General features: G+C 70.1%; 13 protein-coding genes and 1 riboswitch. Of the genes, 12 read left to right on the top strand and 1 reads right to left on the bottom strand.

Features of this window, described 5'->3' with window-relative positions; all coding sequences use genetic code 11:
• The first annotated feature begins 56 nt into the window (after nucleotides 1-56).
• Genes ACFWVV_RS01375 through ACFWVV_RS01365 form a run of 3 tightly spaced genes read left to right on the top strand, consistent with a single transcriptional unit; the run spans nucleotide 57 to nucleotide 3,371 of the window.
• Nucleotides 57-272, top strand: a complete 216-nt coding sequence (locus tag ACFWVV_RS01375; protein WP_384342835.1) for a hypothetical protein — start codon at nucleotides 57-59, stop codon at nucleotides 270-272.
• Nucleotides 253-1,245 carry a nucleoside triphosphate pyrophosphohydrolase gene (locus tag ACFWVV_RS01370; RefSeq protein WP_384342837.1) on the top strand — a complete coding sequence of 331 codons (993 nt, stop codon included), beginning with the start codon at nucleotides 253-255 and terminating at the stop codon, nucleotides 1,243-1,245. The genes ACFWVV_RS01375 and ACFWVV_RS01370 overlap by 20 nt, the downstream gene beginning before the upstream one ends.
• A gap of 38 nt (nucleotides 1,246-1,283) precedes the next feature.
• Nucleotides 1,284-3,371 carry a tetratricopeptide repeat protein gene (locus ACFWVV_RS01365; RefSeq protein ID WP_384342839.1) on the top strand — a complete coding sequence of 696 codons (2,088 nt, stop codon included), beginning with the start codon at nucleotides 1,284-1,286 and terminating at the stop codon, nucleotides 3,369-3,371.
• 35 nt (nucleotides 3,372-3,406) lie between these two features.
• Here ACFWVV_RS01365 and ACFWVV_RS01360 read toward each other — a convergent pair whose 3' ends face one another.
• Nucleotides 3,407-4,660, bottom strand: coding sequence for a cytochrome P450 (locus ACFWVV_RS01360; RefSeq protein WP_384342840.1), 1,254 nt, complete (start codon nucleotides 4,658-4,660; stop codon nucleotides 3,407-3,409).
• A 303-nt stretch (nucleotides 4,661-4,963) separates the two neighbouring features.
• On the opposite strand from ACFWVV_RS01360, the gene ACFWVV_RS01355 reads away from it, so the two are divergent.
• The 9 genes from ACFWVV_RS01355 to ACFWVV_RS01315 all read left to right on the top strand — a co-directional run bounded on the left by ACFWVV_RS01355 (nucleotide 4,964) and on the right by ACFWVV_RS01315 (nucleotide 16,663).
• Nucleotides 4,964-6,910: a recombinase family protein gene (locus tag ACFWVV_RS01355; protein WP_384342842.1), complete on the top strand. Its 1,947-nt coding sequence runs from the start codon at nucleotides 4,964-4,966 to the stop codon at nucleotides 6,908-6,910.
• Between the two features lie 274 nt (nucleotides 6,911-7,184).
• Complete coding sequence (locus ACFWVV_RS01350; RefSeq protein WP_384342844.1) at nucleotides 7,185-8,237, top strand: transglycosylase family protein; 1,053 nt, start codon at nucleotides 7,185-7,187, stop codon at nucleotides 8,235-8,237.
• Nucleotides 8,238-8,563: 326 nt separating this feature from the next.
• Nucleotides 8,564-8,720, top strand: a riboswitch (cyclic di-AMP (ydaO/yuaA leader).
• A gap of 2 nt (nucleotides 8,721-8,722) precedes the next feature.
• Nucleotides 8,723-9,412, top strand: a complete 690-nt coding sequence (locus ACFWVV_RS01345; RefSeq protein ID WP_384342846.1) for a transglycosylase family protein — start codon at nucleotides 8,723-8,725, stop codon at nucleotides 9,410-9,412.
• Nucleotides 9,413-9,747: 335 nt separating this feature from the next.
• Nucleotides 9,748-11,043, top strand: a complete 1,296-nt coding sequence (gene eno / locus ACFWVV_RS01340) for a phosphopyruvate hydratase (protein WP_384342847.1) — start codon at nucleotides 9,748-9,750, stop codon at nucleotides 11,041-11,043.
• Between the two features lie 185 nt (nucleotides 11,044-11,228).
• Nucleotides 11,229-11,705 carry a septum formation initiator family protein gene (locus tag ACFWVV_RS01335; RefSeq protein ID WP_384342849.1) on the top strand — a complete coding sequence of 159 codons (477 nt, stop codon included), beginning with the start codon at nucleotides 11,229-11,231 and terminating at the stop codon, nucleotides 11,703-11,705.
• Nucleotides 11,706-11,803: 98 nt separating this feature from the next.
• Entirely contained in the window at nucleotides 11,804-12,361 is a 558-nt protein-coding gene (locus tag ACFWVV_RS01330; protein WP_384342851.1) for a DUF501 domain-containing protein, read from the top strand.
• Nucleotides 12,358-13,278 carry an exopolyphosphatase gene (locus ACFWVV_RS01325; RefSeq protein ID WP_384342853.1) on the top strand — a complete coding sequence of 307 codons (921 nt, stop codon included), beginning with the start codon at nucleotides 12,358-12,360 and terminating at the stop codon, nucleotides 13,276-13,278. The genes ACFWVV_RS01330 and ACFWVV_RS01325 overlap by 4 nt, the downstream gene beginning before the upstream one ends.
• 359 nt (nucleotides 13,279-13,637) lie before the next feature.
• A complete protein-coding gene (locus ACFWVV_RS01320) occupies nucleotides 13,638-15,044 on the top strand; it encodes an NAD(P)/FAD-dependent oxidoreductase (RefSeq protein WP_384342855.1) in 1,407 nt (468 codons plus the stop codon).
• A gap of 323 nt (nucleotides 15,045-15,367) precedes the next feature.
• Complete coding sequence (locus tag ACFWVV_RS01315; protein WP_384342857.1) at nucleotides 15,368-16,663, top strand: class I SAM-dependent methyltransferase; 1,296 nt, start codon at nucleotides 15,368-15,370, stop codon at nucleotides 16,661-16,663.
• Nucleotides 16,664-16,734 lie beyond the last annotated feature (71 nt).

The following is a 16,734-nucleotide window of genomic DNA, read 5'->3' as shown; positions in this document are numbered from 1 at the left end:
CCACGGCCCTGAAGCCTGCCGCGGTCCGGGAGCCCGCCACGGTCCGGGAGTCCGCCGTGGCCCAGGAGCCCGCCCCGGCCCTGGAGCCGGTCGCGGTCCGGGAGCCCGCCACGGTCCGGGAGCCCGCCACGGTCCGGGAGCCCGCCCCGGCCCTGGAGCCGGTCGCGGTCCGGGAGCCCGCCACGGTCCGGGAGCCCGCCGTGGCCCAGGGGTCACGCCCCGCCGCCCCCGGCCCCCGGGTACCGTCGAGCCGTGACCACCGAAACACCTGACGCCCCCGGCCGCATCGTCCTGCTCACCGCCAGCCACCGGGTCGCCCCCGGCCTGCTCTCCTGGCCCGCCTGGCAGGCCCTGCGCACCGCGGACCGGGTCCTGTGCGCCGACGAGCAGCACCCCCAGTTGCCCTACCTGCACGAGGCGGGCGTCAGCGTCGAGCACCACGCCCCGACCGCCGAAGAGCTGGTCGCCTTCTGTGCCGGCGGCCGCACGGCCGTGGTGCTGCCCTCCGGTGAGAGCGACCAGCGCCTCACCGACGGCCTCGCCCGCCTCGCGGGATCCAACCGGGTCCAGATGCCCGACCTCGAACTCCTCCCCGGTTCGTACGACCTCCCCGGCGCCCGCCTCCTCGACCTGGTCCACGTGATGGACCGGATCCGCCGCGAGTGCCCGTGGTCCTCCCAGCAGACCCACAAGGGACTCGCCAAGTACGGCATCGAGGAGGCGTACGAACTCGTCGAGGCCATCGAGACCGAGGACCGCACCGAGCTGCGCGAGGAACTGGGCGACGTACTCCTCCAGGTCGTCTTCCACGCCCGGATCGCCCAGGAGGCCTCCGGCGAGGAGGGCGACGAGCCCTTCTCCGTCGACGACGTGGCGGCCACCCTCATCGACAAGCTCATCCACCGCCACCCCCACGTCTTCGGCGACGAGAGCGCCGAGACCCCGGCCGACGTGAAGGCCCACTGGCTGCGCACCAAGGCCGTGGAGAAGCAGCGCGACTCGGTCACCGAGGGCGTCCCGCTCACCCAGCCCGCCCTCGCCCTCGCGGCGAAGCTGGCCTCACGGGTACGCGCCGCGGACCTCGACGTGGCGCTGCCTGCGGGGGACGGTGGCATCGGGTACGAACTGCTGGCCCTCGCCGCCCGCGCGGAAGCAGCCGGCGTGGACCCGGAGACCGCACTGCGAGCGGCGTCGCGCGCCTACCGGGACGCGATTGTCGCGGCCGAGAAGGCGGGGGCTGAGTAGTGTTGCGGTAGGGCCTTTCGAGATGCGTGGGGGCGTGCGTGGCAAGCCAGTTGGACCAACTCGCGGACCTGCTGACGCGCACCGCGCGCACCATCCGGTGGGAACAGGTCCGCCAGCAGCTGGAGACCGTGGTCGCGCACAGGTACGACGTCGTCGCCGCAGTCCTCCTCCGCCCGGGAGAAGGGAGCCCCTCTCCAAGGCTCTGGCGGACATGGCTGGAGAACCTCGAAGGCCGGGACCCCGAGGGAGTCGCCGAAATACGCAGGACGCTGACCGAAGCCCTCGGCACGGCCATGCCGGGACAACCCGCGGAAGACCACACCGGCGCACCCGGCAACACCGGCACACCCGGCAACAGCGGCAACAGCGGCAACAGCGGCAACAGCGGCGACAGCGTCAAGCCTCCCACCGGACGCCCCACCAGTCCCGCCCACCCCGGCAGCATCAGCAACACCCTCGCCCACGTCACCGTTCACGACGCCGTGACCCAGATCGGCTCCATCGGCTCCGTCCACCAGGTACGCCACGTGGTGGGGGACAACGTCGACCTCACCGGCAACACCATCCACGGCCAAGTGGTCGGCGTGCAGCACAACACCACCACTCCGTACGGCGCCGCCCTGCCCGCCGCGCACGACTGGCGTCCGGTCGGCGAGGTCGGCCCGGCGGAGTTCGGGGTGCGGCCGGCCCGGCGCACCCCCGGGCTGCCCGACGTCCTGCCGTACGTCCCGCGCGACTGCGACGCCGACCTCGCCGACCGGCTGGCGCACACCGGCTTCGTCCTGCTCCTCACCGAGCCGCTCTCCGGCGCGTCGCACACCGCCTGGCACGCGGTGACGAGGCTGGACGGGTACCGGATGTACGCCCCCGAGCCCGGCGCCGACCTGCGCACCCTGCCCGCACTCCTCACCGACCGGGACGGCGTCCACCGCCCGGTCATTGCCGGGACCGCCGATCGCCGCCCCGGCGGTTGCGTGCTCTGGCTCGACCCCCTCGTCGAACACCTCGGCAGACGCGGCCTGGACCCGGCCCTGCTCGCGCGCCTCAACGCGCAGGGCGTCGTGGTCCTCGCCACCATGGACGCCGACGTCCACCGCGAGTGGCGCACCGACCGGGTGGTCGCCTCGGCCCACCCCGTCGAGATCCCCCGCCGGTGGAGCGAGGCCGAGCGCGAACGCCTGCGCCGGTACGACGACCCGCGCCTGACTACGGCATCCGACCGGGCCGAACGCGGGGGCATCGCCGTTCACTTGGCCCTGGGACACCACCTCCGCGAGGAGTGGCTGCACCGAGGCGTCCACACCGCACACCCACGCGGAGACCTCCTGGTGCGGGCCGCCGTCGACCTCGTCCGCTGCGGAGTGCGCGAGCCGGTCTCCGAGGACCTCCTCTACCGCCTGCACGAGCGGTACTGCGCGCATTCCGAAGTGGTGGCCGCCTCGGGGGAAACGTTCGCCGAGGCCCTCGAATGGGCCACCCGCGACCACTTCGGAGTGGCGGGCCTGAGCCTGCTCGTACCTGGTGGGAAACCGGGCACCTGGCGGGCGCACGGGGTATTGACCGGCAACTACCTGCCTGTGCCCGACGACGTGTGGCTCCAGGTGATCGACGAGGCCACCGCGGAGGACGGCCTCGACCCGGACGCCCTTGCGGACAGGTTCTGCCGGCTCCTGCGCCCGCGGGCGCAGACCGGAAGCCTGCGCACCAGGTTGATGCTCGCCGCACTCCGCAACCGACTGGGCGACCGTGCGGAAGCCGAGTACTGGTACCGCCAGGCGGCGGACGCCGGCAGCGTCGAGGCAGCAGCGACCCTCGGCGCGCTGCTGTGGGAGCGCGACCAGGACGGGGTGGAAACGATCACCTACCTGGAGTCCGCAGCGCGCGCCGGCCAGCCGGGATCGGCCGCACTGCTGGCCCGGCTCCTGCGCCGACGCACCGAACACTGGCTGCGCACCGCCACGGCAGCGGGCGACCCCACCGCGGCCCTCGACCTGGCCTGCCTCCACCTGACCCCGGGCCACATGGCCGAGGGCGTACGAGAACTGAGCGAGGCGGCCACCGGCGGCGACAGCGGCTCCGCGCAAGCCCTGGAGGAGTTGCGGTCCGCGGTGGAGGGCACCGGGTAGCGTCCTTCCGTCCCACCAGGGGTCCAGGGCCCCGGTCAGCCAGGTGTGAAGGACACCGGCAGAACCCTGAGCCCCCGCATGATCAGCCCTCCCCGCCAGCGAAGCTCCTCCGGAGCCACCGCCAGTTCAAGGTCCGGCAGCCTCCGCAGGAGTGTGGCAAGCGCGGTCTGTCCCTCCAGCCTGGCAAGCGGGGCGCCCAGGCAGTAGTGGATGCCGTGGCCGTAGCCCAGATGCGGGTTGTCCTTGCGTGCGAGGTCGAGGATGTCCGGGCCCTCGAACTTCGCCGGGTCGCGATCGGCTGCGGCCAGCACGACCAGGACGGGGTCCCCTACGGCAATCGGGACGCCGCCGATTTCGAGAGGCTGAGTCGCGTATCGCCAAGTGGCCATCTCCACCGGGCCGTCGAATCGGAGCAGCTCCTCCACACCCGTTTCCAGCAGCGAGGTCTCGCCACGGTCGAGGCTCCCCTGGAGAAGGGCCCTCTGTGCCGGATTTCGAATGAGGGCGAGTGCACCGTTGCCCACCAGATTCAACGTCGTTTCGAATCCCGCGAAGAGCAGCACGAAGCACATGGCAACGGCTTCCTCTTCGGTGAGGTGTTCTCCGTGATCGCTGGCCCGGATCAAACCTGAGATCAAGTCGTCTTCTGATCCGTCCGCCCCCAGAGTCTCGCGTTTGCGGTGGATCAGTTCGGCGAGGTAATGGCGGATCTTCTTCACCGACCGTGCAACTCCGCCCCGTGGGCCGCCTCCATGGCGAATCATCATGCCCGCCCAGTCCCGGAAATCGTCCTGGTCCTCACGAGGAACACCCAGGAGATCGCAAATCGCATAGATGGGGAGCGGGAATGCATATTCGTGAATGAGGTCGGCCTCGCCCTTGGAAGCGAACTGGTCCAGGAGTTCATCGGCCAGCTCCTGCACCCGGGGTGCGAACTCCGCCACCCGTCGCGGCGTGAACGCCTTCGAGACAAGCCGCCGCAGCCGGGTGTGGTCCGGCGGGTCGATGTTGAGAAGGTGCGTCATCAGGTTCGCGCTGCGCTCCCCGGGGATACCGGTCTTGCTCTTCCCTGCCGCGTTCTCGGCGTGGTGTGCGGGGTTCTTGCTCAGCCGCTGATCGGCGAGGGCCTGCCGCGCATCGGCGTACCGGGTCACCAGCCACGCCTCGACGCCGCTGGGCAGCGTGGTCCAGTGGACGGGGGAGTGCTCCCGCAGCCATGCGTACGAGGGATACGGGTCGGTGGCGAACTCCCAGGTGAAGAGTTCCGGCGTGGGGTGCAGCGTGTTCACGCCCCGACGGTACCTGGCTCGCTGCCGAGAGGCTCGGCCGGTGCGACGGGCGCTACACGCAGTGCCGATCTCGGCGGATATTCCATATCGCGTTCGATCGCGGCACAGGTGTGTGACATGAAGGATCGCTTCTGCTGCTCACGCGGAGCGTAATTCTCCCTTTTCGCCGCTCCTGCAAATCGCCAGGGATACGCTCGCGACAAATGGCACCGACCCCACAGCGCTTGCAGCAGCGCAATGAGGCCGGAACCTCCCGACGGTGAGGCAACACCTCGGGGACGGAACAGTCTGGGAGGACTGAACATGCCCATTGTGGCACGTGCACGCGTTGACGCCATGGCTATGGCACCGGTCATTGTTGCTCAATACAGTCGTGTATCGACACTGAATCAACTCGACGGGTTCGGCCTCGAGGACCAGGACGGGATCTGCGGAAGGTGGCTCGACAGCCATCCCGCCGCCACGCTCTTTGGGAAGTACACAGAAAGGGCGGTCTCCGGGACGTGCGACAGCCGTCCCGAGATGGACCGGCTCGTGGCAGACGCCCACCAGCAGCGCTTCAACCGCATTCTCGTACCCAAGGTCGACCGCATCGGCCGCACCGCTCGGGCCGCCTACCAGTGGGCCTGGGACATGGCGGACCTGGGCATCGCGTTCATCGCCGTGAGCGAGGGCATCGACACCAGCACCGAAGTCGGCTGGGCCAGGTTCATGGAGTACGTCACCTTCTCCGAACTGGAGTGGCTACGGATCAAGGAGCGCACCGTCGCGGGGCGCGAACTGAAGATCAGCTACGGCGGCTGGCCCGGTGGCCCCGCGCCGTACGGGTATCGCATCCGGGACGAGACGGTCCGAATCGACGGGCGGAAGAAGAAAATTTCTGTCCTGGTCACCGACGCCTGTGAGGCCAGGGTCCTCAGTGTGGCCGTCTCGCTGCTCGTGGACCTCGGCATGAACTTCACGGAGGCCGCCGAGGAACTCAACACGCGCGGGCTGTTCACCCGCAGTGGCGTGCCCTGGACGGTGGCCAATCTCCGCAATCGCCTGCACAGCGAAACCATCCACGACGGCTACGTGGTCTACCGCAAGACCTACCGGGGAGGCGGGAAGAACTCCACCCGCCTTCGCGAGGACGGCACCCCTGTCCATGGCGAACCGGTCAGGATCGGCGTCCCGCCCATCTTTGGCGAACAACGCGCCGGTCTCCTCATGGCAGCCCTCAAGAAGATCGGGTTTCAGAACGGTCGGCACAGCAACCGCCCCTACCCCCTCAGCGGGTGCATCAAGGGCATGTGCGGTGAGGTCTACACCGGCGCCGGTGGGGGCGGCACGGGCGGCGCGCGCGTGTACCGCTGCAAGGGGTCGATCAAGGGTGCTGCTTCCTGTGGCGAGACGCCCTTCGACGCCGACGAGATCGAGCAAGCCGTCCTTGACGAGTTGACCAGGCTCATGAAGTCCGGCGGTGCGCTGCGGGTGCCCGCTGCCGAGCGGCCGAGCAGCCTGTCCGGTGACAGGAAGAAGTACGAGCAGCGCGTCGTCGAACTCGGAGAGAAGGTCGCCGCTCAGGAAGACCTCATCAACAGGCAAGTACCCGAGTACCTCAGGGCCGGGGTAGACGCGCGCATCCTGAAGGCATCGGTCGAGCGGCTCCAGGAAGAACTGGAGAGCATGCGCAAACAGAAGAGCATCGCCGAGCACTGGCTGGAGACCTACGTGCTGCACGAGCGCCGGTCCAGCAGCCTGACCGGCGCCGGTGGCGTTCAGGCCGGGATGTCGCTGGAGGAACGCCAACAGTTGTTCGCCCTCTTCCGCATCGAGGTGCGTCTTGACGCGCGGGAGCACCGGCTCAAGCCCGGCGTCAAGTGCGAGGTCGGCGAATGGCACTGGAAAACCGGAACGCTCGTGCCGCCGGACCCTACGGACGTTGAATGGCAGGCCGTCCTGGAGACGCTGCGGCCACATCTCTCGAAGAAGCACTTTGCCAGCAAGTACGACATCCGCCTGCAATTCTGCGGCATGCTGCACAGACTTCGGCACGGCCTGACTTGGGGGAACATGCCCCTCACCTGGGGAGTCGTCGACCCCATTCGCACACGGCAGTTGAAGTGGTGGCGCACGGGCCTGTGGCCCGACGTCATGAGCACGCTTCACGCGAGCACCCGGGGTGTTCCCGCGTACCGGCTGCCGGTACTTCCCCCGCTCGTGATCGAGGTGCAGCGGCGGTTCGGGGCAGGCACCGAACTGCCATGACGGGCCCGGGTGTGCGCCGGATGCCGATGTTTCCCGTCACGTTCGGGACTTACCGGAGAAGACGGAAAATGACACCCCATCAGCAATGTGACCTTCGCGTGATCTCCACTGCATCAACTTGTGACTGGTGTTCGAGTACGGCTACGTTCACGGGCGACTCGGCAGTGATGGCAGGAAGCCGAGTTGTCGTCAGCTGAAAGGCAACCACATGCGTTCCGGGAACGGTCGGCACCGTCGTCCGCGTCAGGCTCCCGCTCTTATCGTCGCGGCCGGGGTGACCGGGTCCGCGCTCGCGATTCCGCTCCTCGGGGCGACCAGCGCCGGAGCAGCCGAAGCGGGGACCTGGGACCGGGTCGCCGAATGCGAGAGCGGCGGCATGTGGAGTGCCGACCTGGGCAACGGGTACTACGGCGGGCTCCAGTTCTCGCAGGAGAAGTGGGACCGGTACGGCGGTGCCGCGTATGCGCCGCGCCCCGACCTGGCCAGCCGTGCCCAGCAGATCAAGGTGGCCGACAAGATGCTCGCGGCCGAGGGGCCGAAGGCGTGGCCCAGCTGCGCAGTCATCTCCGGGCTCGCCCCGGGCGGCGCGGACGGTTCCGGTTCCGCTTCCGGTGGAGGTGCGGCTTCCGGCGGTGTGGACGCCGCCGACCCCGATACGGGTTCCAGCACGCCGGCCACTCCGCCGGCCGGCTCCGTGCGGCCCGACACGCCCGGCTCGGTGACGGACCGGGACCTGCCGGCGGCCGGACAGGAGCCGAGCACGCCGGCCGGCTCCGCCGAGCCTTCCGCCTCGGGCGCCACGGCCGGCCCCGTCCAGCCGTCCCCGGACAGCAGCGTGGAGCCGAGTACGGGCCCGGGCACCGTCCCGGGTGCGGACACGGGTACGGCTCCCGGTGACGACACGTCCGCCCTGCCGGACGCCGGGCAGAGCTCCCCCGGTGCGCAGACCCCCGGCTCCGCCGGCTCCGAGGGCGGCGGCAAGCACCGCGGTACGCCCGCCCCGGAGAACTCCCTTCCGGGCGCCGACGTTTCGGTGGAGCCCGGTGCGGGCCGGTCCGCCGACCCGTCCGCCGGGTCCGCCCTGCCGCCCGCGACGGACGAACGGGACTCCAGCCGGCACGCCTCGCGCGGGGGCGGCAAGTCCCCTGCCGTGCCCGCCGCGGACGACACGTACACCGTGCGTCCCGGAGACAACCTCTCGCACATCGCCGACGCCGCGAAGCTGCCCGGCGGGTGGCCCGCGCTCTACGAGGCCAACAAGACCGCGCTCGGCGACGACCCGGACCTCATCCGCCCTGGCCAGCACCTCGAACTGGGCGACGAATAACCCGGAAGCCTCCACAAAACACGGGTAGTTCGAGGGTGAATGTCCGGTTCTGTGCGAGTGAGACATGAGTCTCTTCACACCAACTGGCGTGTCCCACCAGGGAGCTCCTGCCGTGCCCCTTCTGACCTGCGTAAACAAGGGTTGAGGGAGGGCAAGGAGGGGTGAGATGTCCCCGATGTGCCTCTTTGAACATCGGGGGCTCCTGTGTTTACGGTCGTCCTCGCTCGCCACCGGTGAGCACCGGAGCCCGTCACGCCGAATCCTGCCGGCGGGCCCCGGGAGCATTCGTCGCGCAAGCGCCGTAGGCAGGAGCGGGGGACCCAAGGTAAGTGCCGGGCCCGGACGTTGAGAGACGTCGGGGAACGGCTTGGGGTGAAGACGCCGAACGGAACGCAGCCTCAGGGCAGCGGGCCGGGAAAGCGGCCGGGCAGACTCACAGCCCGAACCCGACAGCTCACCTCGAAGGCGTCGGTGAGGAGATATCCATGTCGCTTTTCAGCAAGGGCAAGCACCGCCGTCCGTCCAAGGCCACCCGTGTCGCCGCTTACGCCGGCGTCGCCGGTGTCGCGGTCGCCGCCCCGCTGATGGGGGCCACCTCGGCCTCCGCCGCCTCCGTCGACACCTGGGACGCCGTCGCCCAGTGCGAGTCCGGCGGCAACTGGTCCATCAACACGGGCAACGGCTACTACGGCGGTCTGCAGTTCTCGCAGTCCTCCTGGGCCGCCGCGGGCGGTACCCAGTACGCCGCGCGCGCCGACCAGGCCTCCAAGGGCCAGCAGATCGCCACCGCCGAGCGGCTGCTCGACATGCAGGGCCCGGGTGCCTGGGCCTGCGCCGGTGCCGGCGGTCTGAGCAACGACGGTGTCGACCCGGGCGTCAGCACCGGTTCGCAGTCCGCCCCCAAGAAGCAGAAGCAGGAGCGCTCCGAGGCTCCCGCCGCTTCCCGCAGCGAGACCCGCCAGGCGCCGAAGGCCCAGGCTCCGGCCGCGCCGAAGAAGGCCGTCCCGGTGAAGAAGGGTGACGGCGAGTACAAGGTGAAGTCCGGCGACACCCTCGCCAAGATCGCCGAGGCGCACAAGGTCAAGGGCGGCTGGCAGCACATTCTCGACCTGAATGAGGAAGTCGTCTCCGACGCCGACCTCATCTTCCCCGGTCAGCAGCTCCACCTGCGCTGACCCCCGTGGGGGCGGTGGTCCACCCCCGCCACCCCCATGCCGGGACCCCGGCCTGGCGCGACTTCCCCCCAGTACGCGCCGGGCCGGGGTCTTTTTCATGCGGGCCGCAGCCGAGCCCCTTTCATACACAAGATGAACGCAGTGGTCACCCACGGTGAGAGCCGCTAGGCTCTTCGTCCTGTATTACGGGCATTCGGGCATCTTTTCGTCCCACGGGACGGTCGATCGGCTGGCCGATCGTCCTGCTCCGGTTAGGCTCTTGTCGCAAGGCCGAAAGCGACCCTGCACTGCGCGCCCCCCGGGGCGCCTCTTTAAGCGTCACATCCCATAAGGAGATGCTCGTGCCGTCCATCGACGTCGTCGTAGCCCGGGAAATCCTGGACTCCCGAGGCAACCCCACGGTCGAGGTCGAGGTCGGCCTCGACGACGGCAGCACGGGTCGTGCTGCTGTTCCGTCCGGCGCCTCCACCGGTGCCTTCGAAGCCGTCGAGCTTCGTGACGGAGACCCCAACCGCTACATGGGCAAGGGTGTCGAGAAGGCCGTCCTCGCCGTCATCGAGCAGATCGGCCCGGAGCTCGTCGGCTACGACGCGACCGAGCAGCGCCTGATCGACCAGGCGATGTTCGACCTCGACGCCACCGAGAACAAGGGCTCGCTCGGCGCCAACGCCATCCTGGGCGTCTCCCTCGCCGTCGCGCACGCCGCCTCCGAGGCCAGCGACCTGCCGCTGTTCCGCTACCTCGGCGGTCCCAACGCGCACCTGCTGCCCGTCCCGATGATGAACATCCTCAACGGTGGGTCGCACGCCGACTCCAACGTCGACATTCAGGAGTTCATGATCGCTCCGATCGGCGCGGAGTCCTTCTCCGAGGCCCTTCGCTGGGGCGCCGAGGTCTACCACACCCTCAAGAAGGTGCTGAAGACCAAGGGCCTGTCCACCGGCCTGGGCGACGAGGGCGGCTTCGCCCCGAACCTGGAGTCCAACCGCGCCGCGCTCGACCTCATCATCGAGGCCATCACGCAGGCCGGTTACGTCCCCGGCGAGCAGATCGCGCTCGCGCTCGACGTCGCCGCGTCCGAGTTCTACAAGGACGGCAAGTACGAGTTCGAGGGCCAGTCCCGCTCGGCAGCCGAGATGACCGAGTACTACGAGGAGCTCGTCTCCGCGTACCCGCTGGTCTCCATCGAGGACCCGCTGTACGAGGACGACTGGGCCGGCTGGAAGGTCATCACCGACAAGCTGGGCTCCAAGGTCCAGATCGTCGGCGACGACCTCTTCGTCACCAACCCGGAGCGCCTGGCCCGCGGCATCGAAGAGGGCTCGGCCAACGCCCTGCTCGTCAAGGTCAACCAGATCGGCTCGCTGACCGAGACGCTGGACGCCGTCGAGCTCGCCCAGCGCAACGGCTTCAAGTGCATGATGAGCCACCGCTCCGGCGAGACCGAGGACGTCACCATCGCCGACCTCGCGGTCGCGGTGAACTGCGGCCAGATCAAGACCGGCGCCCCGGCCCGCTCGGACCGCGTCGCCAAGTACAACCAGCTGCTGCGCATCGAGGAGATCCTCGACGACGCCGCGGTGTACGCCGGCCGCTCGGCGTTCCCCCGGTTTCGCTCTGCGAACCAGTAGGCACAGCAAGGGCTGAAGAGGCTCCCGGTAGCTCCGTAGCTCCGTAGCTCCGTAGCTCCGTAGCTCCGTAGCCCCGCTCCGGTAGCTCCGGTTGCCCCGGCTGGCACGCCAGTCGTCCCTACGTCCCCGGCCACGGTCCCGTACCGTGTCCGGGGACGTAGGCGCGTGACGGGGAGGCGGCGGAAGTGGCAGGCAAGGACCGGTTCTCCACGACGACCAGGCTCCGGCTGCTCGGCGAGCAGACCGCGGCCCGGGTCTACCGCTCCCAGACCCGCCGCCAGGCCCGCCGCTCGCGGCTCACCGGCCGGGCGGCGCTGCTGGTGCTCGTGTTGTGCACGCTGGTGGTGGCCCTGGCGTACCCGATACGGCAGTACGTGTCGCAGCGCACCGAGATCAGCGACCAGGAGCAGGCCAGGAACGAGGCCGCGCGCCGGGTCGAGCAGCTGCGCGACGCCAAGGCGAGGCTCCAGGACGACGCGTACATCGTGCGGCTCTCCCGGGAGCACCTGCACTACGTGAAGCCGGGCGAGACCGGTTTCACCGTGTACGACCCCGAAGCCGGCGGAGCCACCCGCCGCCCCGGCCAGGACGAGGCCGCCGAGCAGCCCTGGTACTCGAACCTCTGGGGCGGCGTCGACGAGGCCGACCGCCAGGAGCCGTAGCCGACCGCCAGGAACCGCAGCCCGCCAGGAGCCGTAGTGGCCCCGCCCGCCCGGCCGAACCCCCGTAGAACCTTGCAGACCCACGACAGAAGGCACGCATGAACACCCCGCCCCCGACCACGCCGCGCACCGAGCCCACCGAGCAGGACATCGAGGCGTTCCGGCTCCAGCTGGGCCGCCCGCCGCGCGGGCTGCGCGCGATCGCGCACCGCTGCCCCTGCGGCAACCCCGATGTGGTCGAGACGGCCCCGCGGCTGGAGGACGGCACGCCGTTCCCCACGCTCTACTACATGACCTGTCCCCGGGCGACGGGCGCGATCGGCACTCTGGAGGGCTCCGGCCTGATGAAGGAGATGCAGGCGCGGCTGGCGGACGACCAGGAGCTGGCCGACACCTACCGGGCGGCGCACGAGGACTATCTGAAGCGGCGCGACGAGATCGAGGAGCTGGTGGGCTTCCCGAGCGCCGGCGGGATGCCCGACCGGGTGAAGTGCCTGCACGTGCTGGTCGGTCACTCGCTGGTCGCGGGCCCCGGGGTGAACCCGTTCGGGGACGAGGCGCTCGCACTGCTGCCCGAGTGGTGGGCCAAGGGGCCGTGCGTGACGCCGTGCGCCGAGGACGCGCAGCCCCGGACCGTGCCGGAGGACGCCCGGTGACCCGGGTCGCCGCCATCGACTGCGGTACGAACTCCATCCGCCTGCTGGTTGCCGACGCGGACCCGGCCACCGGCGAACTGGTCGACCTGGACCGGCGGATGACGGTCGTCCGGCTCGGCCAGGGCGTGGACAGGACCGGCCGGCTCGCCCCCGAGGCGCTGGAGCGCACCTTCGCGGCCTGCCGCGAGTACGCGCAGATCATCAAGTCCCTCGGAGCGGAGAAGGTCCGCTTCGTGGCGACCTCCGCGTCCCGGGACGCGGAGAACCGCGACGAGTTCGTCAGCGGTGTGCTGGACATCCTGGGCGTCGAGCCCGAGGTGATCTCCGGCGACCAGGAGGCCGAGTTCTCCTTCACCGGTGCCACCAAGGAGCTGGCGGGCAGCGGCCGCGACTACCTCGTGGTCGACATCGGCGGCGGCTCGACGGAGATCGTGGCCGGCGGTGAGTCCGTGGAGGCCGCGCGCTCCGTCGACATCGGCTGCGTACGGCTGACCGAGCGGCACCAGCCGTCCGCGCCTGCCTCGCCGTACGAGGTGGCCGCGATCCGCGCCGACATCGAGGCGGCGCTCGACCTGGCCGGGCAGAGCGTCCCGCTGGCCGGGGGCGGGCGCACGCTGGTCGGGCTGGCCGGGTCGGTGACCACCGTCGCCGCCATCGCGCTCGGGCTGGGCGAGTACGACAGCGCCGCCATCCACCACTCCCGTATCCCGTACGCGAAGGTCCGGGAGATCACCGAGTCGCTGCTCGCCGCCACCCATGAGGAGAAGGCGGCGATCCCCTCCATGCACCCGGGCCGGGTGGACGTCATCGTCAGCGGGGCGCTCATCCTGCTGGCCCTCATGGAGCGGGTCGGGGCCTCGGAAGTGGTGGTCTCCGAACACGACATTCTGGACGGCATCGGATGGTCGGTGGCCTGAGCCGGGCCGCGTGAAAGACCGCGCGCCACGAACTTCGTGAAGTTCTTCACAAGGAAAAGGGGCCCGATGGGCCCCTTTTTCACGTCGTCGTGACCCGCGGTGCACCCGGGCGGTCCCAGGGCGTGCATACCGGACGGTTCCGGGCGCGTGCCTGGAGTAGGGGAGAGATAAGTGGTCCAGTGGGCGCCGGAGGTCATCGGGCCTGCTGGGAAGGGGTTTTCAACGCATCCGGCAGGGTGCTGGTTCCCCTTCGGAACATGACCCCGGTCACGCGGGTCGCGGAGTGTAGCAGAAGGGTCGGAAGACCTTGTGAAGGGGCTCACGAGGTACCCCCCGGGACGGGGTGGATACTCGATTGCATGAGCACCACGGAGCGTCCCAGGATCCTCGTAGTAGGCGGTGGGTACGTAGGCCTGTACGCGGCACGACGCATTCTCAAGAAGATGCGTTATGCGGAAGCGACCGTCACGGTCGTCGACCCGCGCTCGTACATGACCTACCAGCCCTTCCTGCCCGAAGCCGCCGCCGGCAACATCTCGCCGAGGCACGTCGTCGTACCACTGCGACGCGTCCTTCCCAAGGCCGAGGTGCTCACCGGTCGGGTCACCACCATCGATCAGGACCGCAAGGTCGCCACGATCTCGCCGCTCGTCGGCGAGGCCTACGAGCTGCCCTTCGACTACCTGGTCATCGCCATGGGCGCGGTCTCGCGCACCTTCCCGATCCCGGGCCTCGCCGAGCAGGGCATCGGCATGAAGGGCGTCGAAGAGGCCATCGGTCTGCGCAACCACGTCATCGAGCAGCTCGACAAGGCGGACTCCACGACCGACGAAGAGGTCCGCCGCAAGGCGCTGACCTTCGTCTTCGTCGGCGGTGGCTTCGCCGGTGCCGAGACCATCGGCGAGGTCGAGGACATGGCCCGCGACGCGGCCAAGCAGTACAGCAACGTCAGCCGCGACGACATGCGCTTCCTGCTCGTCGACGTCGCCGACAAGATCCTCCCCGAGGTCGGGCCCAAGCTGGGCGAGTACGGCAGGAAGCACCTGGAGTCCCGCGGCGTCGAGGTCTACCTCAAGACCGGCATGGACTCCTGCGTCGACGGCCACGTCAAGCTGAACAACGGCGTCGAGGTCGACTCCCACACCATCGTGTGGACCGCCGGCGTCAAGCCGAACCCCGCGCTCTCCCGCTTCGGTCTGCCGCTCGGCCCGCGCGGCCACGTCGACACCCAGGCCACCCTCCAGGTGCAGGGCAGCGACTACATCTGGGCCGCCGGCGACAACGCCCAGGTCCCGGACCTGGTCGGCCGCAAGAACGGCAACCCGAACGCCTGGTGCCCGCCGAACGCCCAGCACGCGCTGCGCCAGGCCAAGGTCCTCGGCGACAACGTGGTCTCCGGCATGCGGGGCTTCCCGCAGAAGGAGTACAGCCACGCGAACAAGGGCGCGGTGGCGGGTCTCGGCCTGCACAAGGGCGTCGCGATGATCGTCATGGGCAAGATGAAGATCAAGCTCAAGGGCCGTCTCGCCTGGTACGCCCACCGCGGCTACCACGGCATGGCGATGCCGACGTTCAACCGCAAGATCCGCGTGCTGGCCGACTGGACGCTGGGGATGTTCCTCAAGCGCGAGGTCGTCTCGCTCGGCGCCATCGAGAGCCCCCGCGAGGAGTTCTACGAGGCGGCCAAGCCGGCCCCCGCGCCGGTCGACGCGGTGAAGATCCCGGCAGCCGCCGAACCGCGGAAGACCGAGGCCAAGGCTTCCTGACGCCTCACCCGCAAACCCGGACAGCAGTCCGGGCAGCAGCCTCCCGAAGGGGCCGCCCGCCATCCGTGGTGCGGGCGGCCCCTTCGGCGTTCCCGCGCATCGTGGTGCGGGCGGCCCCTTCGGCGTTCCGCCTCCGTGGTGCGGGCGGCCCTTTCGCGTTCCGCCGCAGAGGTATCTGTGCGCGCCACGCGTTTTGCCCGCCCGTTGCCGGACTCCGGGATGCGGCGGCCGTCCACCGGTGTTATCCGGGAGGTACGCCGACGTCGTACGTCCCGCGGACGACGGCGGCGCCGATACGCCGAAGTGACACGGAGGTGCGCACCATGGCCGATGCCGCGCAGAGGCTGACCACCCTTGCCGAGGAACTCCTCTCCACCCCCCTCCCGGTCCGCATCCGCGCCTGGGACGGCAGCGAAGCCGGCCCGCCCGGCGCCCCGGTACTGGCCGTGCGCGACCGCAGGGCGCTGCGGCGCCTGCTGTGGAAGCCCGGCGAACTCGGTCTCGCCCGCGCCTGGGTGGCCGGTGAGCTCGACATCGAGGGGGACTTGTACGAGGCCCTGGATCTGATCGGCCAACTGCTGTGGGAGCGCGAGGACGAACCGGGCAAGCGCGTGCACCCGGCCCGCGACCCACGGCTGCGGGCCGCCGCCCGCGAACTGCTCAAGCTGGGCGGCCCGCTCCCGCCGCCCCCCGCACCCCCCGAGGAACTGCGCCGCCGCACCGGAATGCTGCACACCAAACGCCGGGACAAGGAGTCCATCAGCCACCACTACGACGTGGGCAACGACTTCTACGCCCTGGTCCTCGGCCCCTCCATGGTCTACTCCTGCGCCTATTTCTCCGACCCCGCCGCCACCCTCGAGGACGCCCAGCACGACAAGCTGGACGTGATCGCCCGCAAGCTGGACCTGCGGCCCGGACAGCGCCTGCTGGACGTGGGCTGCGGCTGGGGCTCGATGGCCGTCCACGCCGCCCGCCACTACGACGTACGGGTCACCGGCGTCACCCTCTCCACCGAACAGGCCGCGCACGCCCGCAAGCGGATCGCCGAGGAGGGACTCACCGACCGCATCGAGATCCGGGTGCAGGACTACCGCGACGTGAACGACGGCCCCTACGACGCGATCTCCTCGATCGGCATGGCCGAGCACGTCGGCGCCGTCCGCTACCGCGAGTACGCGGCCGACCTGTACGCCCTGCTGAAGCCCGGCGGGCGGCTGCTCAACCACCAGATCGCCCGGCGCCCGGTCGCCGACGAAGGGGCGTACCAGGTGGACGAGTTCATCGACAGGTACGTCTTCCCCGACGGGGAGCTGGCACCCGTGGGGCGGACCGTGTCCCTCCTGGAGGAGGCCGGGTTCGAGGTCCGCGACCTGGAATCCCTCCGCGAGCACTACGCGCTGACCCTGCGCCACTGGGTGGAGCGTCTGGAGACGCACTGGGAGGAGGCACTGCGCACGGTCACGCCCGGCCGGGCCCGGGTCTGGCGGCTCTACATGGCCGCCTCCGCGCTCTCCTTCGAGCGCAACAGGATCGGGGTCAACCAGGTGCTGGCGGTCCGCCCCGAGAGCTCCGGCGCATCCGGGATGCCGCTGCGCGCCCGGGTGTGGGGCGGGTGACCTCCTGACGGGTCATGGGCTGCGCGGACCACCGACGCAGGCGGCCCCCGCGACGTGCACACGTCGCGGGG

Source organism: Streptomyces sp. NPDC058663 (assembly GCF_042716745.1).
Taxonomy (GTDB): Bacteria; Actinomycetota; Actinomycetes; order Streptomycetales; family Streptomycetaceae; genus Streptomyces.
Note: the sequence above shows the minus strand (reverse complement) of the source record. Positions and strands in the feature narration are given on the sequence as shown.